We start from the raw sequence: 17049 nt of genomic DNA, 5'->3' as shown, positions 1-17049 counted from the left end.
GAGCGACACCGGCGTGTCGCTCCGGCCGACAGCGGTGGCGGGTGGTCTCAGACGGCCCGGTCCGGCCGGGCGGTCGGCTGCGTCCCGCCGAGGCCCGCAGCGGGTGCGGTCGCGGGTGCGGTCGCGGCCGGAGCGGCGGTCGCGTCGGGCTGCCGGCCGGCCGTGGGTGCGGCAGGCTCCGGCAGGGGGTCGCCCTCGCGCATGGCAGCGGTCTCGGCCTTGAGGATGCGCAGGGACCTGCCGAGCCCACGGGCCATGTCGGGCAGCTTCTTCGAGCCGAACAGCAGGACGACCACGGCGACCACGACCAGCAGGTGCCAGGGTTCCAGACCATTGCGGAGCACGGCGTCTCACCGGGCCTTTCGTGGTGGGGGAGGGGTACGGTCCCAGTCCGGACAGTCTCGCATTGACTGAAATGTCAGTCAATGAATGCGGCATGTCAGTCAATGGCTGCCGCAGCGGTGTGGCACGGCTCCGGGCGGAGGCCTTCGAGCTCGGTGTCGAGCGCCTCGCCGAGCAGTCGGCGGGCGTGCTCCAGTGGGAGCGAGCCGCTGAGCCAGCGGACGCTGAGCCCCTCCAGCAGTGCCGTGAGACGCTCGGCGGACGCGGCGTGGGCCGGCGCCGTCCCGGCGGGGTGGGTGCGGCCGAGCAGTTCGGCGATCTCGTGGACCCAGGTGTGGGTGGCCTTGGCGAGGTCCACGCGCAGGTCGGCGTCGAAGACCGCGCTGGCTCTCAATTCGCCCCAGGCGGTGCTGTTCTCCCGGACCTCGGCGGTGTCCTGCAGTTCCAGCAGGAGGGCCTGCGCCAGCTCGGTCCGCGGGTCGTCCGCGGTGTCGGGGCTCCACTGCGTGGTGTAGCGGTCGGCCCGCTCGCCGATGAAGCTCAGGGTCTCGCGCAGGATCCCGGCCCGGTCGGCGAAGTGGTAGTAGATCAGCGAGGTCGACACCCCGGCCTCGGTCGCCAGCTCGGCCACGCGCAGGCCCCGCACGCCACGTCGGGTGATGACACGTGTAGCGGCTCTGAGTATTTCTGTTCGACGGTCTGACACGGGTGCTCACCCTACTCGCACAAGACGCGTCGAGGAGTAGCTTCCTGACTAAATCTTCAGGTCCTTCTCCCGGTGGACCGATTCAGGGCATTCCCGCCCCGGGGTTTGGAGGCCCTTGGTGCGCACCGATGGGTCGCACAGGACCGTCATGCCGCACGGCCGGGCCGGAGGGATTGGGTCATTCGGCCATCTTGACTGAATTTTCAGTTCGGAGCAGGATGTGGGTCACCCCACACCTCCCGATCCCTCCAGGGAGTCCCATGGACACGCCCGTTCCCACCCGGCGCAGCCTGCTCAGATTCGGCGCCGCGGCCCTGCCGTTGGCCGCCGTCGGCGCGGCCCTTCCGGCGATCGCCCTTCCCGCGAGTGCCCGGGCCGCGACGGCGCCGTCGGGCGCCAGGCTGACGCTGCCGGCGGAGACCGACCGGCACGCGCGGACCTTCATGGCCTGGCCGGCCCTCCGGTCGGTCTGGCAGGACCAGCTCTCGGCGGTACGCCGGGACATCGCCACCGTCGCCCACGAGATCTCGCGCTACGAGCCCGTCGTGGTGCTGGCCCGACCCGAGCAGGCCGCCGACGCGCGGTACACCTGCGGCTTCGGCGCCTACCACCCGATCGAGGTCGAGGAGATCGCCAACGACGACCTCTGGATCCGCGACTTCGGGCCCACCTTCGTCGTCGCCCCGGGCGCGATCGCCGGTGTCGACACCAACTTCAACGGCTGGGGGAAGACGGGCACCTCCTACTACCAGCCGTTCGGCAACGACGCCACCGCGGCCACCACGCTGCTCGACCGGTACGGCGTCGACCGGGTCCGGGCCTCCTTCGTCGGCGAGGGCGGCTCGCTGGAGACCGACGGCCAGGGCACCCTGCTGGCCACCGTCAGCTCGCTGGTCAACCCCAACCGCAACCCGGGGATGACCCAGGACCAGGTGGAACGCTCGCTCAAGGCGGACCTCGGGATCGACAAGGTCATCTGGGTTCCCGGTCTGGCCGGGCAGGACATCACCGACTGCCACATCGACTGCCTCGCCCGCTTCACCGCTCCGGGCCAGGTCCTCCTGGACCAGCCCGGTCCCGGGACCGACCCCCGCTGGGTGGCCGTCTACGACGAGGCCAAGCGGGTGCTGCAGAGCGCGACCGACGCCCGGGGCCGGCGCCTGCAGGTCACCGAACTCCCCGGGCCGGACCGCACCCTGATCCGTGGCCGGGGCAAGGACTTCCTGTCCAGCTACACCAACTACTACACCGTCAACAGGGCGGTGATCGCCCCGCAGTTCGGCGACGGCTACGCCGACGGCGTCGCCTACGCGATCCTCCAGGCCGGCTACCCCGACCGCCGGATCGTCCAGGTCGCCATCGACGCCATCGCGAGCGGCGGAGGCGGCATCCACTGCGCCACGCAGTCCCAGCCGGCCGTGCCCGCCGCCGGCTGAGCCCCGCGCAGCAGGGCCGACAGGGCCGGCCCGTGCCCCGTGTACTGACTGAATCTTCCAACAGGAGACGTGCCATGACGACTTTCCGCATGCCCGCCGAGTGGACCGACCACGAAGGCTGTCTGATGGCCTGGCCCACCAGGGCCGAGCTCTGGGGCGAGACCCTGGACGGGGCCAGGCGGGAGTACGCCGAGGTCGCCCGGGCGATCTCCGCGTTCGAGCCGGTGACGATGGTCGCCTGCCCCGGGCAGGGCGAGGAGGCGCGGGCCCGGTGCGGGGCGGGCGTCGAGGTGGTGGAACTGCCCATCGACGACTCCTGGTTCCGCGACTCGGGCCCGATCTTCGTGCTCGGCCCCGAGGGCGAGCGGGCCGGCGTGGACTTCCGCTTCAACGCCTGGGGGCGCAAGCACCACCCGTACGACACCGACGACCGGATCGCCGGCGTCCTGCTGGACCGGCTGGGCGTCGAGCGCATCGACTCCCGGATGATCCTGGAGGGCGGTGCGATCACCGTCGACGGCGAGGGCACGCTGATCACCACCGAGCAGTGCCTGCTCCACCCCAACCGCAACCCGGGGATGAGCAAGGCGGAGATCGAGGCCGAGCTGGTGGCCAGGCTCGGTGTCAGCACGGTGATCTGGCTGCCCCACGGCGGTCTGCTGGACACCGAGACCGACGGCCACGTCGACGGCGTCTGCGCCTTCGTGGCGCCCGGCAAGGTCGTGGTCCAGCTCCCGAGCGACCCCGGCCACCCCGACTACGAGCGGATGCGCGAGAACCGGGCCGTGCTGGAGGCCGCCGTCGACGCCCGGGGCCGCAGGCTGGAGATCATCGACCTGCCGCAGAGCGCCTTCGTCGACGTCGACGGCAAGGAGACCGAGGTGGGCTACCTCAACTTCTACATCGCCAACGGCGGCGTCGTCGTCCCGGTCGCGGGCGTGCCCCAGGACGAGGACGCCCTCGCGGTGATCGCCGCCGCCCTGCCCGGCCGCAAGGTCGTGGGGGTGCGTTCGCGGGTCATCGCCTACGGCGGCGGCGGTGTCCACTGCATCACCCAGCAGGTACCGGTGGCCCGCCCCGCCGCGTGACCCGCACGCCCGGTACCCCGTAGCGGGACCGGCGGGCCCGCACCCCACCCGCGCGGGCCCGCCGGTCGAGCCCCTCGCCCACCCCTGTCACGAGCCCGCCGCCCCCGTCACGACCCCTCGCCACCCCCGTCACGACCCCCGCCGTCACGCACGGAAGAGAGCCACCCTCATGCCAGACCCCCAGGACCGGCCCGGAACCCGCAGATCCCCGCGCCGCCGGCCCGCCCTCGCGGCCGCGGCCCTGGCCGCCGCCGTCCTCGCCACCTTCACCCTCGCCACCGCCTGCTCCGGCCCGCCGAAGGCCGGCGACGCCGCCGCCGGGTCCGCCTACCGGCTGTCCGCGGGCACCCCGCCCGCCCAGGGCGACCTGGACTCCTTCACGTGGGCCGTCTACGCCGAACCACCCACGCTGGACTACATCTCCGCCTTCGACTACCCGCAGAACACCGTGCTCTCCAACGTCTGCGAGAGCCTGATGCGGTGGACCCCGCAGCTGACCCCGGCCCCGGGGCTGGCGGAGAAGGCCACCAGCCCCGACCCGACCACCTGGGTCTACGACCTGCGGCCCGGCGTGCGCTTCCACGACGGCGGCGTGATGACCGCCGACGACGTGGTGTACAGCCTCGGCCGCCAGATGAACCCCGACAACGCGGCCGCCTGGGCCCAGCAGTTCCAGAACGTCAGCACGATCACCAAGACCGGGCTCCTCCAGGTCACCGTCAAACTCACCCAGCCCGACTCGCAGTTCAACCAGTACATGGCCACGGCGGCGGGCGTGGTCGCCTCGAAGGCGGGGATCGAGGCGGCGGGCAAGGACTACGGCACCGGCGGCAGCCTCGACTGCACCGGCCCCTTCCGGCTCGGCACCTGGATCAAGGGCCAGTCGATCGAACTCCGGCGCTTCGACGAGTACTGGGGGGCCAGGGCCAAGTCGGCCAAGGCCGTCTTCCGCTTCCTCACCGACCCCTCGGCCCGCGTCAACGCCCTGCTCAGCGGCGAGGCCGACGGCGGCTACCTGATCCCCACCGAGAGCTACGAGCGGCTGCGCGCCGGCGGCACCGGCACGCTCTACTTCGGCGAGGGCCTCAGCACCGTCAACGTCAACGTCACCTCCATGCAGGGCGTGCTCGGCGACGTCCGGGTCCGCAAGGCGCTCTCGCTCGCCCTCGACCGCTCGGGCTTCGTCCGCGCCGGCCTCGGCGGGGCCGGCAGCGTCACCGGCTCGCTGACCACCCGCGCCGCCTGGGCGGCCGCCCCCGAGCACCTGCGCACCGAGGCGTTCGAGGGGCTGACCCCGACCACGCCCGACCTCGAACAGGCCAAGGCACTGATCAAGGAGGCCGGCGCCACCGGGAAGACCCTCACCGTCGCCACCAGCCCGATCGGCCAGGACGTCTCGCTGCTCGCGACGGCCGTCCAGGCCGCGGGCGCGAAGATCGGCCTCGACGTCCGGCTGAGGACCATCGCCCCCAACGCCTTCACCGCCCTGTTCACCGACCCGAAGGCACGCGAGGGGATCGACCTGTTCCCGGAGACGTACTACGACTCCATCACCGACCCGCTGGACCTGCTGGGCAACTTCCGGACCGGCGCCTACCAGAACTTCGCCTCCTACAGCGACCCCGGCTACGACGACCTGGTCAAGAAGGCCGCGGCCGCCACCGACCCCACCGAGCGGTTCACCCTGGAGGCCCAGCTGCAGAGGACCGCCTCCGAGCAGCTGCTCTGGATCCCCGTCGCCGAGTGGCCCACCGCGGTCTTCCTCAACAAGCGGATCACCGGCGCGCCCACCACCATCTCGTACCTCTACTACCCGTGGGCGGCCGATGTGGGGGCGGCCCGGTGAGTTTCCTGAGATTCGCGGCCCGGCGGCTGGCCGAGATGGCCGCCACCCTGGCCGGTGCCTCCTTCGTGATCTTCGGGGCGATGTACCTCGCGCCGGGCAGCCCGGCGAGCTTCCTGCTCGCGGGCCGCTCGGCCTCCCCGGAGGCCCTGCAGGCGGTCAACGCCCAGTACCACCTGGACGACCCGTTCCTCCTGCAGTACCTGCGCTGGGCCGGCCAGATCCTGCACGGGGACTTCGGCCGCTCGATCACCTACCGCACCGACGTCTCCCGGCTGCTCGCCGACCGGCTGCCCGCCACCCTGCTGCTGGTCGTGATGGCACTGGTCCTCGTCCTCGTGCTCGGCCTGCTGCTGGGCTGGATCGGCGCCGTGCGCGGCGGCCGCGCCGACTCGACCATTCTCGTCACCACCACCGTCGCCGTCGGCACCCCCTCCTTCGTCGCCGCCGTCCTGCTGCAGGGCCTGTTCGCGGTGAAGCTGGGCTGGTTCCCCACCGGCGGCACCGGCGACGGCCTCGGCCCGATGGTCTGGCACCTCACCCTGCCCGCGCTCGCCCTCGCGCTCTACCTGATCGGCATGCTCGCCCGGGTCACCCGCGCCGCGATGCTCGACGTCCTCGGCCACGAGCACGTGACCGTCGCCCGCAGCCGGGGCGTCACCGAGCACCACGTGGTCCGCCGGCACGTCTTCCGCAACGCCCTGGGCACCGTGCTGACCACCGGCGGGCTCATCGTGTCCACGCTGCTGGTCTGCACCGTGCTGGTGGAGACCGCGTTCAGCGTCGGCGGCATCGGCCAGCTCCTCGAACTGTCCACCACCACCAAGGACTTCCCCACCGTGCAGGCCATCTCCCTGATCATGGTCGGGCTGTTCATGGCGGTGAACCTGGTCGTCGACCTGCTGCACCCGCTGGTCGACCCCCGGGTCACCCTCGGAGCGAGGAAGGCCACCGGATGACCACCACCCTGCCGCGCCGGCCCGGCCTCGGCCGGCTGCGCACCGCCCGCGCACCGCTCCACCTGCTCTGCCTCGGCTTCGTCGCCCTGGTCGTGCTGGCCGCCGTCCTCGCGCCGTGGCTCGCCCCCGAGGACCCGAACGCCGTCGACCTCGGCAACGCCCTCGCCGGCCCCTCCGCCGACCACCTGCTCGGCGTCGACGCCTCCGGCCGGGACACCCTCTCCCGCCTGGTCACCGGCGCCCGGACCTCCCTGCTCGGGCCGCTCGGCGTGGTCGCCTTCTCCACCCTGGCCGGCGTGGCCGTCGGCACCACCGCCGCCTGGCGGGGCGGCTGGCTGGACTCGGTGCTCTCCCGCGGCACCGAACTGGTCTTCGCCTTCCCCGGGATGCTGCTGGCGATCCTGATCGTCTCCGTCCACGGCGAAGGGCTGCTCGCCCCGGTCATCGCCCTCGCCATCGCCTACCTGCCCTACGTCAGCCGCCTCACCCGCTCCCTCGTCCTCACCGAACGCGCCCGCCCCTACGTCGAGGCGTACCGGGTCCAGGGCCACTCCGGCCCGCAGATCTGCCTGCGCCACGTCATCCCCGGCATCGCCCCGGTCGTCCTCGCGCAGGCCACCATCAACTTCGGCTACGCCCTGATCGACCTGGCCGGCCTCTCCTTCCTCGGGCTCGGCGTCCCCGCGCTCACCCCCGACTGGGGCCGGATGGTCTTCGACGGCCAGTCCGCCGTCCAGCACGGCTACCCGCTCTCGGCGATCCTGCCCTGCGCCGCCCTCGTGCTGACGGTCGTCGCCTTCAACGTCGTCGGCGAACGCCGGGCCGACCAGGTCGCCAGGAGGGACCGATGACCACCCTCGACATCCAGGCCTACCACCTGCGCCTGCCGAACACCGCCCGGCCCGTCCTGGCCGGCGTCGACCTCACCGTCGACGCCCGCGAGACGGTCGCCCTCGTCGGGGAGTCCGGCTCCGGGAAGAGCCTCACCTCCCGCAGCGTCCTCGGGCTGCTCCCCGCCGGAGCCACCACCGAGGGCACCGTGCGGGTGGGCGGCGACGACGTCCTCACCATGACGCCCGAGCAGGTGCGCCGCCTGCGCACCGGCACCGCCGCGATGATCTTCCAGGACCCGCGGGCCGCCATCAACCCGCTGCGCCGCCTCGGCGACTTCCTCACCGAGAGCGTGCGCCTCAGCGGCCGGCTCTCCGCCGAGGCCGCCACCGGACGGGCCGCCGAGATGCTGGACGCGGTCGGCCTGCCCGCGTCCGTCCTGGGCCGCTACCCGGGGCAGGTCTCCGGCGGCATGCTCCAACGGGTCATGATCGCGGCCGCCCTGATGGGCGACCCCGCGCTGCTCCTCGCCGACGAGCCCACCACCGCCCTGGACGTCACCTCCCAGGCCGAGGTGGTCGCGCTCCTGGGCGACCTCCAGGACCGCTTCGGCACCGGCCTGCTCTTCGTCACCCACGACCTGGGCCTGGCCGCCGCCATCAGCGACCGCGTCTACGTGATGTACGCCGGCCGGATCGTCGAGACCGGCCCGGCCGGGGCCCTGTTCGACCGGCCGCGCCACCCCTACACGAGCGCGCTGCTCGCCTCGACTCCGCGCCTGGACGGCCCCCGCGGCAGGCTCGCCGCCATCGAGGGCCGGCCGCCGAGCCTGCGCGACGAGCTGACGGGCTGCCCGTTCGCAGCGCGCTGCCCGCTCGCGACGGACCTCTGCACGCAGCAGGTGCCCGCGCTGCTGTCGGTCGCCGCCGAGCCGGCCCGCCGCACCGCCTGCCACCACAGCGACCGCACGGGGGAGGGGAGCGCCGATGCGTAGCCCGGACCTCGGCGCCGCGGCCCGTTCGACAGGAGTGCCGCCGATGCGCAGGACCGTTCTTGAGGCGGTGGGCCTGCACCGCGCCTACGGCGGTGTGCGGGCCGTCGACAACGTCTCGTTCACCCTGGCCGAGGGCGGCTCGCTGGGCATCGTCGGCGAGTCCGGCTCCGGCAAGACGACCACCGCCCGGATCGTCGTCGGACTGGAACGGGCGGACTCCGGCCGGGTCCTGGTCCACCGCCGGGACCGCACCGAGCACCGGCGCGGCCGGGCCCACCGGCTCGCGCGGGCCCGCGAGGTCCAGATGGTCTTCCAGGACCCGTACCTGTCCCTGGACCCGCGCACCACCGTCGGCGCCGTGCTGCGCGAGACCCTCCGGCTGCACTTCCCCGACCGGGACCACCCCGGCCGGACCGCCGAACTCCTGGAGCAGGTGGGCCTCGGCGAGCGGGAGGCCGGCGCCCTGCCCCGGCAGCTCTCCGGCGGCCAGCGCCAGCGCGTCGCGATCGCCCGGGCGCTGGCGGTCGAGCCGGCGGTCCTCGTCCTCGACGAGGCGGTGGCCGCGCTCGACGTCTCCGTCCAGGCCCAGATCCTCAACCTGCTCGCCGACATCCGCGAGGAGACCGGCATCGGCTACCTGTTCATCACCCACGACCTCGGCGTCGTCCGGTCCGTCACCGATGACGTCATCGTGATGCGGCACGGGCAGGTCGTCGAGTCCGGCCGGACCGCCGAGGTCCTGGCCCGGCCCCGCCACCCCTACACCCGGCTGCTGCTGGACTCCGTCCCCCGGCCGGGCTGGGACCCGCGGTCCATCGCCGCCGCCCGGCGCGCGCTGTAGCGGCGGGCCCCCTACCCGGGTCCGGACCGTCGACGCCCCCACGGCGGCGGTCCGGACCCGTTCCGAGCTGCCCGCCCCGATTCGCCCGATCGGCGGCGCGCGGGCTCACCCGCCCGCCCCTCGGCCGCCTCTACTGTCGGATATCGCCCGTTTCGGGGTGCATCCGGATGAACCAGGGGACCTGTCATGAGAGACCGCCTGCCGTCCCGCCGGGCCGTGCTGCGCTCGGGGGCGGCCGCCGCCGCGCTCGCGCTGCTGGAGGGCTGCGGCTCCGACGCCGCCCCCTCCGACGGGGCCGAACAGTCCTCGGCGGCCTCGGCGGCCTCGGCGGCCTCGGCGGCGTCGATGACCGAGAGGGCCCCGGGCTCGTACGCCATGCCGGCCGAGTGGCTCCCGCACACCAGGACGCTCATGGCCTGGCCGGCCCTCGAAGAGGTGTGGGGCGACCAACTGCCCGCCGTCCGCCAGGACATCGCGCACGTGGCGCAGGCCGTCGCCCGCTTCGAGCCGGTGGTGCTGATGGCCCGCCCGGACCAGAGCGCCGAGGCCAGGCAACTGGTCGGCGCCGGCGTCGAGGTGATCGACCTCCCGGTGGACGACCTGTGGGCCCGTGACACCGGCCCGACCTTCGTCACCGGCTCGGGCGGGCTCGCCGGCGTGGACCTCAACTTCAACGGCTGGGGGAACAAGCAGACCCACGCCGAGGACGGCCAGGTCGCCCGCAGGCTCCTCGACCGCTACGGCGTCCGGCGCATCCAGGCACCGATCACCGGGGAGGGCGGCGGGATCGAGGTCGACGGCGAGGGCACCCTGATGGCCACCGAGAGCTCCTGGGTCAACGAGAACCGCAACCCGGGGAAGAGCCGCGACCAGATCGAGGCGGCCTTCAAGGAGCTGTTCGGCGTCCGGAAGGTCATCTGGTTCGCCGGGGTGGCCGGGCAGGACATCACCGACTGCCACATCGACGCCCTGGCCAGGTTCGCCGAGCCCGGCGTGGTCGTCATCCACCGGCCCGGCCCGGACACCCCGCCGGACATCTGGTCCCGCGCCTCCGACCAGGCGCTGGAGGTGCTCCGCGGGGCCACCGACGCGATGGGCCGCCCGCTGCGGATCGTGGATCTCACCGAGCCCGATCTCAGCGCCGCCCCGGACCGCGGAAAGGACTTCCTGGCCACCTACCTCAACTACTACGTGGTCAACGGGGCCGTCCTCATGCCCCGGTTCGGCGACAAGGCCTCCGACGACCGCGCGGCGGGCGTCCTGGCCGACCTCCACCCCGGGCGCGAGATCGTCCCGGTGAGCATCGACGCCATCGCCGCCGGCGGCGGTGGCATCCACTGTTCCACCCAACAGCAGCCCGAGGGCCCGCGCGCACCCTCCTCCCCGGGCCCGTCCTGATGGGCCGGGCGGGCGCTACGCGGCGCCGGCGGCGAGCCCGAGGACGAGCGCCCGCATCACCGGCGCGGAGTCGATCCGCGCGCCGAGACTCTGGAACGCGGCGAGCCCGTCCGTACCGGCGGCCGCCGCCTCGCCCAGCGGCCGGGGGTCGAACCCGCCGCCGCGCTCGTCCGCCAGCACCTGGAACAGCGAGACGAAGCACTCCCGCCACCGCCGGTACTCCGCCTCCAGGCTCTCCCGCACCCGCTCGTCGCCGGCGGCGAACCAGTGCAGGGCGGAGTGCAGCCGTGACAGGTCGCCGCCCTCCGGCTGTGCCAGCATCGCGACGACCCGCTCGGCCCGTTCGGCGAACGTGCCCGGGCCGGCGACCGCCTCCTCCAGGGGGGTGATCCACTCCGGCCGGATGTTCTCCACCACGGCGACGATCAGGTCGGTGCGGTTCTGGAAGTGGTAGTGGCACATGCCGTGGGTCACCCCGCCGAGGGCGGCCACGTTGCGGGTGGTGAAGGGCACCGAGCCGTCCCCGGCGAGGAGTTCGCGTGCGGCGGCGAGCAGCCGGGCCCGGGTCTGCTCGCCCTTCGCCGAGGCGCGCGGACGCTTCGTGCCGGTGCCGGTGCCGGTCGTGGACGTCCCGGCCGACGGGTCGACGGGATGGGGGTCCTCAGCGCGCGTAGCCATCCGGAAACTCTAGTGGTCTGACCGCATACGTTCGCCGGGTTGCTTGATTACGCGGCGAGGACGGGCCTGCCGCCCCAGCGCAGACGCTTCTCGCTGCGGCCGCGGGCACGCTCCTTGCGCTGGGCGGCCAGGATGTCGGGATGGCGGGCGTTGGTGTTGCGCCAACGCAGGTAGGCGTGCAGTGCCCGGGTCTGGACCGTGTGGTTCGAGTGGTTCGAGTTCGCGAGGGTGAACTGCCGCAGCGGTCCGAAGTGCGCCTCGATCGGGTTCGCCCAGGACGCGTTGGTCGGGGTGAAGCACAGGCGGACGTTGTTGTGCTCCGCCCAGCGGCGGATCTTCTTGCCGTTGTGGGCGGACAGGTTGTCCAGGATCACGTAGACCGGGGCGCCGTCCGGACGGGCCGTTCGGATCGACCGCAGTGCGGCCAGGGTGTTCCCGGTGCCCTTGCGTCGGCGGTTGACGCCCCACAGTTTGTCGTCGCCGACCGAGTAGCAGCCGTGGAAGTAGGTCACTCCATGGGTGCGGTGGTAGGTCGCCGGCAGCCGGTCGGGTCGACCCCGCTCGGCCGAGTGATCCGTATCGGCCGCGAGGCGTTACGAGGCCTGCTCGCCCGCCGTGGAGTCACCTTCCAGCGCACCAAGACTCGGCTGGGCAGACCCGGAGCCCCGAACGGGGCCGGTTCAGGAGAAGGACTCAGGAGGCGGACGGCTCGATCTCACCCGCGAAGACGATGACCTGGTCGATGAGGTTCCGCCGCAGATGGACGACGTCCGTTCCGGACAGGCGGGGGCCTCCATCCGGCGTCGTGAAGATCCACTGGTACCGGGCCCACTCGTCCGGCATGTCCACCGCCGAACAGCGCACCATCGTGCCGGTCCCCGCGGGGTGGCGCCGGATGTCCAGCACGAACCGCTCGACCGCCTCGATCCCCTCGGTGCGGCCCAACGGTCCCCAGAAGACCACGTCCGAGGTTAGGGCCCGGGAGAGCAGCGCAGTCACATAGCTGTCGTCCGAGGCGTTGAAGGCCGAGATGAACGTGTCGATCGCGGACTGCGCGGTCTCTTCCTGCATGCACCATTCATACCAGTTCCCTCGCGGACCGCGCTCGTCCCGTGAGCCGTCTCCCGACCACGGCGAACCATCCCGGCCACAGCACTAGCGAGACCGCGCCGCTGACGACGCGTCGGCGCCGACCGGTGGACCGGACGTGCTTTTGCGCAAACTATTGACCGAGCGCTTGGTCAGTTTTACCGTCATGGCCATCACGTGGAAGGGCCACGGACAGTCAGAAGAGGAGGCCAGGAGATGAACGGTCACAGCGACCCGCACGTCCCGTCCGGCAGAGGACCGGCAGCGCTGGGGCGGAGGAACTTCCTGGTGGCGGCCGGGCTGGTCACGGCGGGCACCGCCTGGGCGGCGAACGGGGGCGCCGCCCAGGCCGCTCCGGCCGGCTGGAGCGCCGCCGCCGCCTTCGCCGTCCCGATCGACACGGTCGCCCACACCCGGACCTGGATGGCCTGGCCGGACGACCCCGCCATCTGGACCGGCCGCCGCGGCGGCCGCCGGGGCGGCACCACGCCCTCGCTCGCCCAGATCCAGGCCAACATCGCGCTGGTCGCCAACACCATCGCCAAGTACGAGCCGGTGTACCTGTGCGCCAACCCCGCCGCCGCCGCGGTCGCCCGGAGGGCCTGCCCGGGAGCCAACGTCACGGTGGTCACCACCATCCCGGTCAACGACTGCTGGATGCGCGACTCCGGCCCGGTCTTCCGCACCGACGGGCAGGGCGGCCTCGACGCGATCGGCCTCAACTTCAACGGCTGGGGCGGCAACCAGACCTCCACCAACGACGGCAAGGTGGCCGCCCGGGTCGCCGCCCACGTCGGGGTGCCGTTCACGGCGGCGGGCCTGGTCGGCGAGGGCGGCGCCATCGAGACCGACGGCGCCGGCACGCTGATGGCCACCCGGAGCAGCATCCTGGTCTCCAACCGCAACCCGGGCATGACACAGACCCAGGCCGAGAACGCGATGAAGGCCGCGTACGGAGCCTCCCGGGTCATCTGGTTCGCCGGGGTCGCCGGTCAGGACATCACCGGCGACCACGTCGACGCGACCTCGCGCTTCCTGGCCCCGGGCCAGGGTCTGGTGCAGCAGCCGAACGCCACCGACGACCCCTCGGACGTCTGGACCAAGGACGAGATCAACCAGTACGACGTGCTGTCCGCGGCCACCGACGCCCGCGGCGTCCGGATCCAGGCCACCAGGCTCGGCGGCCCCGACTACTACACGATCCGGCAGAGCGACCCGGCGTTCGTCGGCTCCTACGCCAACTACTACGTCTGCAACGGCGCGGTGATCGCCGCCCAGTTCGGGGACTCCCGGGCCGACGCCGCGGCGAAGGCGAAGCTCAGGTCGCTGTTCCCCGGCCGGGTCGTCGAGCAGCTGAACATCGACTACATCGGCCTCGGCGGCGGGGGCATCCACTGCGTCACCCAGCCGCAGCCGGTTCCCTAGCGCCGGTCGCGGCGGCCCCGGTCCCGGCCCCTGGACGGCGTCGGGGACCGGGACCGGGGCCGGAACTACCGGGTCGCCGCGCGGTCCTGCCGGGGCTCGGCGCCGACGGACGGAGCCCGCACTGCGGCGCCGTCCGGGCGCCCCGCCGTACGAGGCCGGATCCGGCCGCCGAACGCGACGGCGGCGGCCGCCGCGACGCGTGCGGTGGCACCGCCCAGCAGCATGACCGCGGTGGTCGAGCCGTGGTCCACCACCGCACCGCCCGCCAGCGAGCCGATCGAGATGGTGGCTTGGAACGACGAGGTGAAGACCACCCCGGCCGCCTCCGGGGCCTGTGGCGCCGCGGTGAGGAACCAGGTCAGCGAGCAGACCGGGACGGCGCCGTAGGCCAGGCCCCAGAGCACCAGCACGGCTGCGGCACCCGGACCGGAGGCGCCCACGAGCGGCAGCAGCAGGGTCGCGACGGCGAGCAGGGCGGCTGCTGCGGCCAGCGCCGGACCGGGCGCCCGTGCCGCCCGGTCGCCGGCGAGGACGTTGCCGAGCAGACCGGCGACGCCGAAGGCGAGCAGGAGCCAGGTGATCCGGCCCGGCCCGACCCGGGTGACCTCCGCCAGGAAGGGGGTGACGTAGGTGTAGCTGCCGAAGTGGGCCAGGGCGACCAGGAAGGTCACCGCCAGGCCGGTGCGGACGCCCCGGCCGGCGAGCAGTCCGCGCAGCACGCCGGCACCGGTGCCGGCGTGCGGTGGGAGCGGCGGCAGCGAGACGAGGAGCGCGACCAGCACCAGGACGGTCAGTGCGCCCATCGCGAGGAAGGCCGCGCGCCAGCCGGCGACGGAGCCGAGGAAGACGCCGGCCGGTCTCCGACGCGGCCGAGGAGCTCTGTCTGGCCGGCAACTCGGTCTCCACCCTGGTCAACCAACTGGTCGCGCTGGGTCTGCTGCGCCGCGAGGTGGACCCGGCCGACCGCCGGGCCGCCCTGCTCCACACCACCGGGGAGGCCGTCGAGCGGCTCGCGGCCTGGCGGGCCCGGCGGACGCTCCTGGTCGGCGAGGTGGTGGCGGGGCTGTCCGCCGAGGACCGGGCGGCGCTGACCGCCGCGCTGCCCGCGCTGCACGGCGTCGCGGGGGGCCTGCGCGGCCGGCCGGGGGAGTCCGGCAGGGCCCTGACGGGGACGCCGGTGGCGGAAGGGAGGGCGGAGCGATGACACCGGGGGAGGCCGACGCGGTGGTTGCCGGGGCCTGGAGTACACCTTCCACCGCGGCCGGGCGAAGGGCGGCGCTCCCAAGGCCGTCGACGGGGTCGACCTGACGGTGCGTACCGGCGAGGTGTTCGGCCTTCTCGGCCCCAACGGCGCGGGCAAGACCACCACGATCCGGGCGATCACGACCCTGCTCCCGACGTCCGCCGGCATGGTCCGGGTCTTCGGCCACGACGCGGCCGGGCAGCGGACGGACGTCCGCCGGCTGCTGGGCTACGTGCCGCAGCAGCTCTCCGCCGACGCCGGGCTGACCGGGCGGGAGAACGTCGCCCTGTTCGCCCGGGTCTTCGACGTGCCGCGGTCCGAGCGCTCCGAGCGGGTCGCCCAGGCGCTGGCCGCCGTCGACCTCACCGAGCCCGCCGACCGGATGGCCGGCGCCTACTCCGGCGGCATGGTGCGCCGGCTGGAACTCGCCCAGGCCCTGGTCAGCGCCCCACGGCTGCTCGTCCTGGACGAGCCCACGATCGGCCTGGACCCGATCACCCGCGCCGGCGTCTGGGAGCGCGTCGACGCCATCCGCCGGGCCACCGGGATGACCGTCCTGGTGACCACCCTCCCTCCTCGCCCGCCAACGGGCAGGAGGGGCCCATCACGGACGAGGCCGACCGGCACTGCGACCGGATCGCCCTGATGGACCGCGGCCGGATCCGCGCGCTCGGCACGCCCGGGGAGCTGAAGGAGCAGGTCCGGGCGCAGGATCCGGCGCAGTCCGACCCCAGCCTGGACGACGTGTTCCGCCACTTCTCGGGCCGTGGTCTGTCCCGTGGCGAGGCCTCGGAAGGAGACTTCAACGATGCCCGCCGAACCCGTCGCACGGCCGGCCGTGTCGGCTGAACCCGCCGGCCGAACATCGCGCAGTCCGCGATGTTCATCGCGGACTTCTACGGCATCATGATCATCTGGGAGCGGGACTCCGGGGTGCTCACCAAGCTGCTGGTCACCCCGACCCCGCGCGCCGCGCTGGTGACCGGGAAGGCCTTCGCCGCCGGGGTCAAGGCGGTGCTGCAGGCCGCGGTGGTGGTGCTGCTCGCCGCGGTGCTCGGCGTCGTGGTGGCGGTGGTGCTCGGCTCGGCCTTCTTCTCCTGCCTGTCCATGGCCATCGCCGGCATCGTGCTCACCCGGGACCGGCTGATGGGCATCGGCCAGGCGATCACCATGCCGCTCTTCTTCGCCTCGAACGCCCTCTACCCGGTGGACCTGATGCCCGGCTGGCTGCAGGCGGTCAGCAGGGCCAACCCGCTCAGCTACCAGGTCGACGCGCTGCGCGGTCTGCTGATCGGTACCCCCGCGCACCTCCCGCTGGACTTCGGGGTGCTCGCGCTGGCGACCGTCGTCGGCATCGCGGTGGCCTCCGGGCTGCTGGGCAGGCTCGCGCGGTAGGGGCTCAGATCCGCTCGGCCGACCACTGCGGGTCACGGCCGGTGAGCGCCAGCAGCCGCTCCTGGGCCTCGGCCCCCGGGGCCGCGGTGCGCGGCGGGTCGAACTGACCGGTGCCGGCCAGATCGCGGTAGCCCTGGAACTCCGCGAACGCGTACCGGGCGGCGTCCCGCGGCAGCCGGCCGCTCTCGCCGAGCGCCCGGGCCAGGTCCCAGCCGTGCACGACCGTCTCGGCCGTCAACTCGCGGGCGAACCCGCCGAGATCGCGGACCCCGTACGGCAGGTGCACCAGGAGGTCGGGAGCGCCCGGCTGGTTCAGCGCGCGCACGGCGGTGTTCACGGCCATGGTCCACACGCCGACGGGGTTGCGGCCCAGCACGTCACCCGCGAAGCGGTGGCCGATCTGCTCCGGGGTGTAGCCGGCCACGGCCTGGCAGACCCACAGGTGCTGAGCGGCCAGGTGGTTGACCAGCGCGCGCACGTCCCATTCACGGCAGGGCGTGGGCGCGGACCACCGCTCCTCGGGAGCGGCTCGTACCAGCCGGGACACCTCCGCCGCGGCGGCCGCGTACCGCCGGCGGACCTCGGCGTGGAACCCGGAGGGGTGGGGACATTCCATCGCCGGGCCTCCCTTTCCTGCCCTGGTCCCTCCCAGTAAACCGCTACGGGGCGTGACAAGCCAGGGTTCAGCGGGCGGGTCCTGGTCGGTGTGGTTGTGCTGGGAATGCCGCGACGCCGCTGGACCGGACCGGGTGATCGGTCGGGTGCAGCGGCGTTGTCGTGG

At 73.4% G+C, this 17049-nt stretch carries 16 protein-coding genes and 4 pseudogenes; 13 read left to right on the top strand and 7 right to left on the bottom strand.

The features are described 5' to 3' along the window. Positions 1-47: 47 nt before the first annotated feature. Both tatA and ACFVYI_RS41145 read right to left on the bottom strand, forming a co-directional pair. Positions 48-344 carry a Sec-independent protein translocase subunit TatA gene (gene tatA, locus ACFVYI_RS41150; protein WP_387895023.1) on the bottom strand — a complete coding sequence of 99 codons (297 nt, stop codon included), beginning with the start codon at positions 342-344 and terminating at the stop codon, positions 48-50. A 95-nt stretch (positions 345-439) separates the two neighbouring features. Next, positions 440-1048 carry a TetR/AcrR family transcriptional regulator gene (locus tag ACFVYI_RS41145; protein WP_387895021.1) on the bottom strand — a complete coding sequence of 203 codons (609 nt, stop codon included), beginning with the start codon at positions 1046-1048 and terminating at the stop codon, positions 440-442. 260 nt (positions 1049-1308) lie between these two features. Here ACFVYI_RS41145 and ACFVYI_RS41140 point away from each other — a divergent pair, with 260 nt between their 5' ends. From ACFVYI_RS41140 to ACFVYI_RS41105, 8 genes are all read left to right on the top strand, one after another. After that, a complete protein-coding gene (locus ACFVYI_RS41140; protein WP_387895020.1) occupies positions 1309-2484 on the top strand; it encodes an agmatine/peptidylarginine deiminase in 1176 nt (391 codons plus the stop codon). Between the two features lie 74 nt (positions 2485-2558). Further along, positions 2559-3572 (top strand): agmatine/peptidylarginine deiminase, encoded by a 1014-nt coding sequence (locus ACFVYI_RS41135; protein ID WP_387895018.1) that lies wholly within the window; start codon positions 2559-2561, stop codon positions 3570-3572. A 169-nt stretch (positions 3573-3741) separates the two neighbouring features. Continuing rightward, positions 3742-5418 carry an ABC transporter substrate-binding protein gene (locus ACFVYI_RS41130; protein WP_387895016.1) on the top strand — a complete coding sequence of 559 codons (1677 nt, stop codon included), beginning with the start codon at positions 3742-3744 and terminating at the stop codon, positions 5416-5418. Further along, positions 5415-6374, top strand: coding sequence for an ABC transporter permease (locus ACFVYI_RS41125; RefSeq protein ID WP_387895014.1), 960 nt, complete (start codon positions 5415-5417; stop codon positions 6372-6374). The genes ACFVYI_RS41130 and ACFVYI_RS41125 overlap by 4 nt, the downstream gene beginning before the upstream one ends. After that, positions 6371-7225, top strand: coding sequence for an ABC transporter permease (locus ACFVYI_RS41120; protein ID WP_387895012.1), 855 nt, complete (start codon positions 6371-6373; stop codon positions 7223-7225). The genes ACFVYI_RS41125 and ACFVYI_RS41120 overlap by 4 nt, the downstream gene beginning before the upstream one ends. Continuing rightward, positions 7222-8199: an ABC transporter ATP-binding protein gene (locus tag ACFVYI_RS41115; protein ID WP_387895010.1), complete on the top strand. Its 978-nt coding sequence runs from the start codon at positions 7222-7224 to the stop codon at positions 8197-8199. Before ACFVYI_RS41120 ends, ACFVYI_RS41115 begins: the two co-directional genes overlap by 4 nt. A gap of 43 nt (positions 8200-8242) precedes the next feature. Continuing rightward, positions 8243-9040 (top strand): ABC transporter ATP-binding protein, encoded by a 798-nt coding sequence (locus ACFVYI_RS41110; RefSeq protein ID WP_387895009.1) that lies wholly within the window; start codon positions 8243-8245, stop codon positions 9038-9040. Between the two features lie 186 nt (positions 9041-9226). Beyond that, positions 9227-10438 carry an agmatine deiminase family protein gene (locus ACFVYI_RS41105; protein ID WP_387895007.1) on the top strand — a complete coding sequence of 404 codons (1212 nt, stop codon included), beginning with the start codon at positions 9227-9229 and terminating at the stop codon, positions 10436-10438. A gap of 15 nt (positions 10439-10453) precedes the next feature. Here the strand turns inward: ACFVYI_RS41105 and ACFVYI_RS41100 are convergent, their stop codons facing one another. Further along, entirely contained in the window at positions 10454-11116 is a 663-nt protein-coding gene (locus ACFVYI_RS41100; RefSeq protein ID WP_387895005.1) for a TetR/AcrR family transcriptional regulator, read from the bottom strand. A gap of 47 nt (positions 11117-11163) precedes the next feature. Further along, positions 11164-11682, bottom strand: a pseudogene (locus tag ACFVYI_RS41095) (transposase); the annotation flags it as partial. Here ACFVYI_RS41095 and ACFVYI_RS41090 point away from each other — a divergent pair. Then, positions 11680-11760, top strand: a pseudogene (locus ACFVYI_RS41090) (transposase); the annotation flags it as partial. The pseudogenes ACFVYI_RS41095 and ACFVYI_RS41090 overlap by 3 nt on opposite strands. A gap of 49 nt (positions 11761-11809) precedes the next feature. Here the strand turns inward: ACFVYI_RS41090 and ACFVYI_RS41085 are convergent. Beyond that, positions 11810-12187, bottom strand: a complete 378-nt coding sequence (locus ACFVYI_RS41085) for a nuclear transport factor 2 family protein (RefSeq protein ID WP_387895003.1) — start codon at positions 12185-12187, stop codon at positions 11810-11812. A 234-nt stretch (positions 12188-12421) separates the two neighbouring features. Here ACFVYI_RS41085 and ACFVYI_RS41080 point away from each other — a divergent pair, with 234 nt between their 5' ends. Then, positions 12422-13630 (top strand): agmatine/peptidylarginine deiminase, encoded by a 1209-nt coding sequence (locus tag ACFVYI_RS41080; RefSeq protein WP_387895002.1) that lies wholly within the window; start codon positions 12422-12424, stop codon positions 13628-13630. A gap of 65 nt (positions 13631-13695) precedes the next feature. Here the strand turns inward: ACFVYI_RS41080 and ACFVYI_RS41075 are convergent, their stop codons facing one another. Next, the gene (locus tag ACFVYI_RS41075; protein ID WP_387895000.1) at positions 13696-14433 is read right to left on the bottom strand and encodes a hypothetical protein; all 738 of its coding nucleotides are present in this window, start codon (positions 14431-14433) and stop codon (positions 13696-13698) included. On the opposite strand from ACFVYI_RS41075, the gene ACFVYI_RS41070 reads away from it, so the two are divergent. The 3 genes and pseudogenes from ACFVYI_RS41070 to ACFVYI_RS41060 all read left to right on the top strand — a co-directional run. After that, on the top strand, positions 14424-14834 hold the full coding sequence (locus tag ACFVYI_RS41070) for a MarR family winged helix-turn-helix transcriptional regulator (protein WP_387894999.1): 411 nt from the start codon (positions 14424-14426) through the stop codon (positions 14832-14834). The two genes, ACFVYI_RS41075 and ACFVYI_RS41070, sit on opposite strands and share 10 nt — an antisense overlap. 34 nt (positions 14835-14868) lie before the next feature. Beyond that, positions 14869-15722, top strand: a pseudogene (locus tag ACFVYI_RS41065) (ATP-binding cassette domain-containing protein). Between the two features lie 15 nt (positions 15723-15737). Continuing rightward, a pseudogene (locus tag ACFVYI_RS41060) lies at positions 15738-16268 on the top strand (ABC transporter permease); the annotation flags it as partial. Between the two features lie 4 nt (positions 16269-16272). Here the strand turns inward: ACFVYI_RS41060 and ACFVYI_RS41055 are convergent. Further along, positions 16273-16884, bottom strand: a complete 612-nt coding sequence (locus tag ACFVYI_RS41055) for a TIGR03086 family metal-binding protein (RefSeq protein WP_387894997.1) — start codon at positions 16882-16884, stop codon at positions 16273-16275. Positions 16885-17049 lie beyond the last annotated feature (165 nt).

The sequence above is a fragment of the Kitasatospora sp. NPDC058218 genome (genome assembly GCF_042882445.1).
Taxonomy (GTDB): Bacteria; Actinomycetota; Actinomycetes; order Streptomycetales; family Streptomycetaceae; genus Kitasatospora.
Note: the sequence above shows the minus strand (reverse complement) of the source record. Positions and strands in the feature narration are given on the sequence as shown.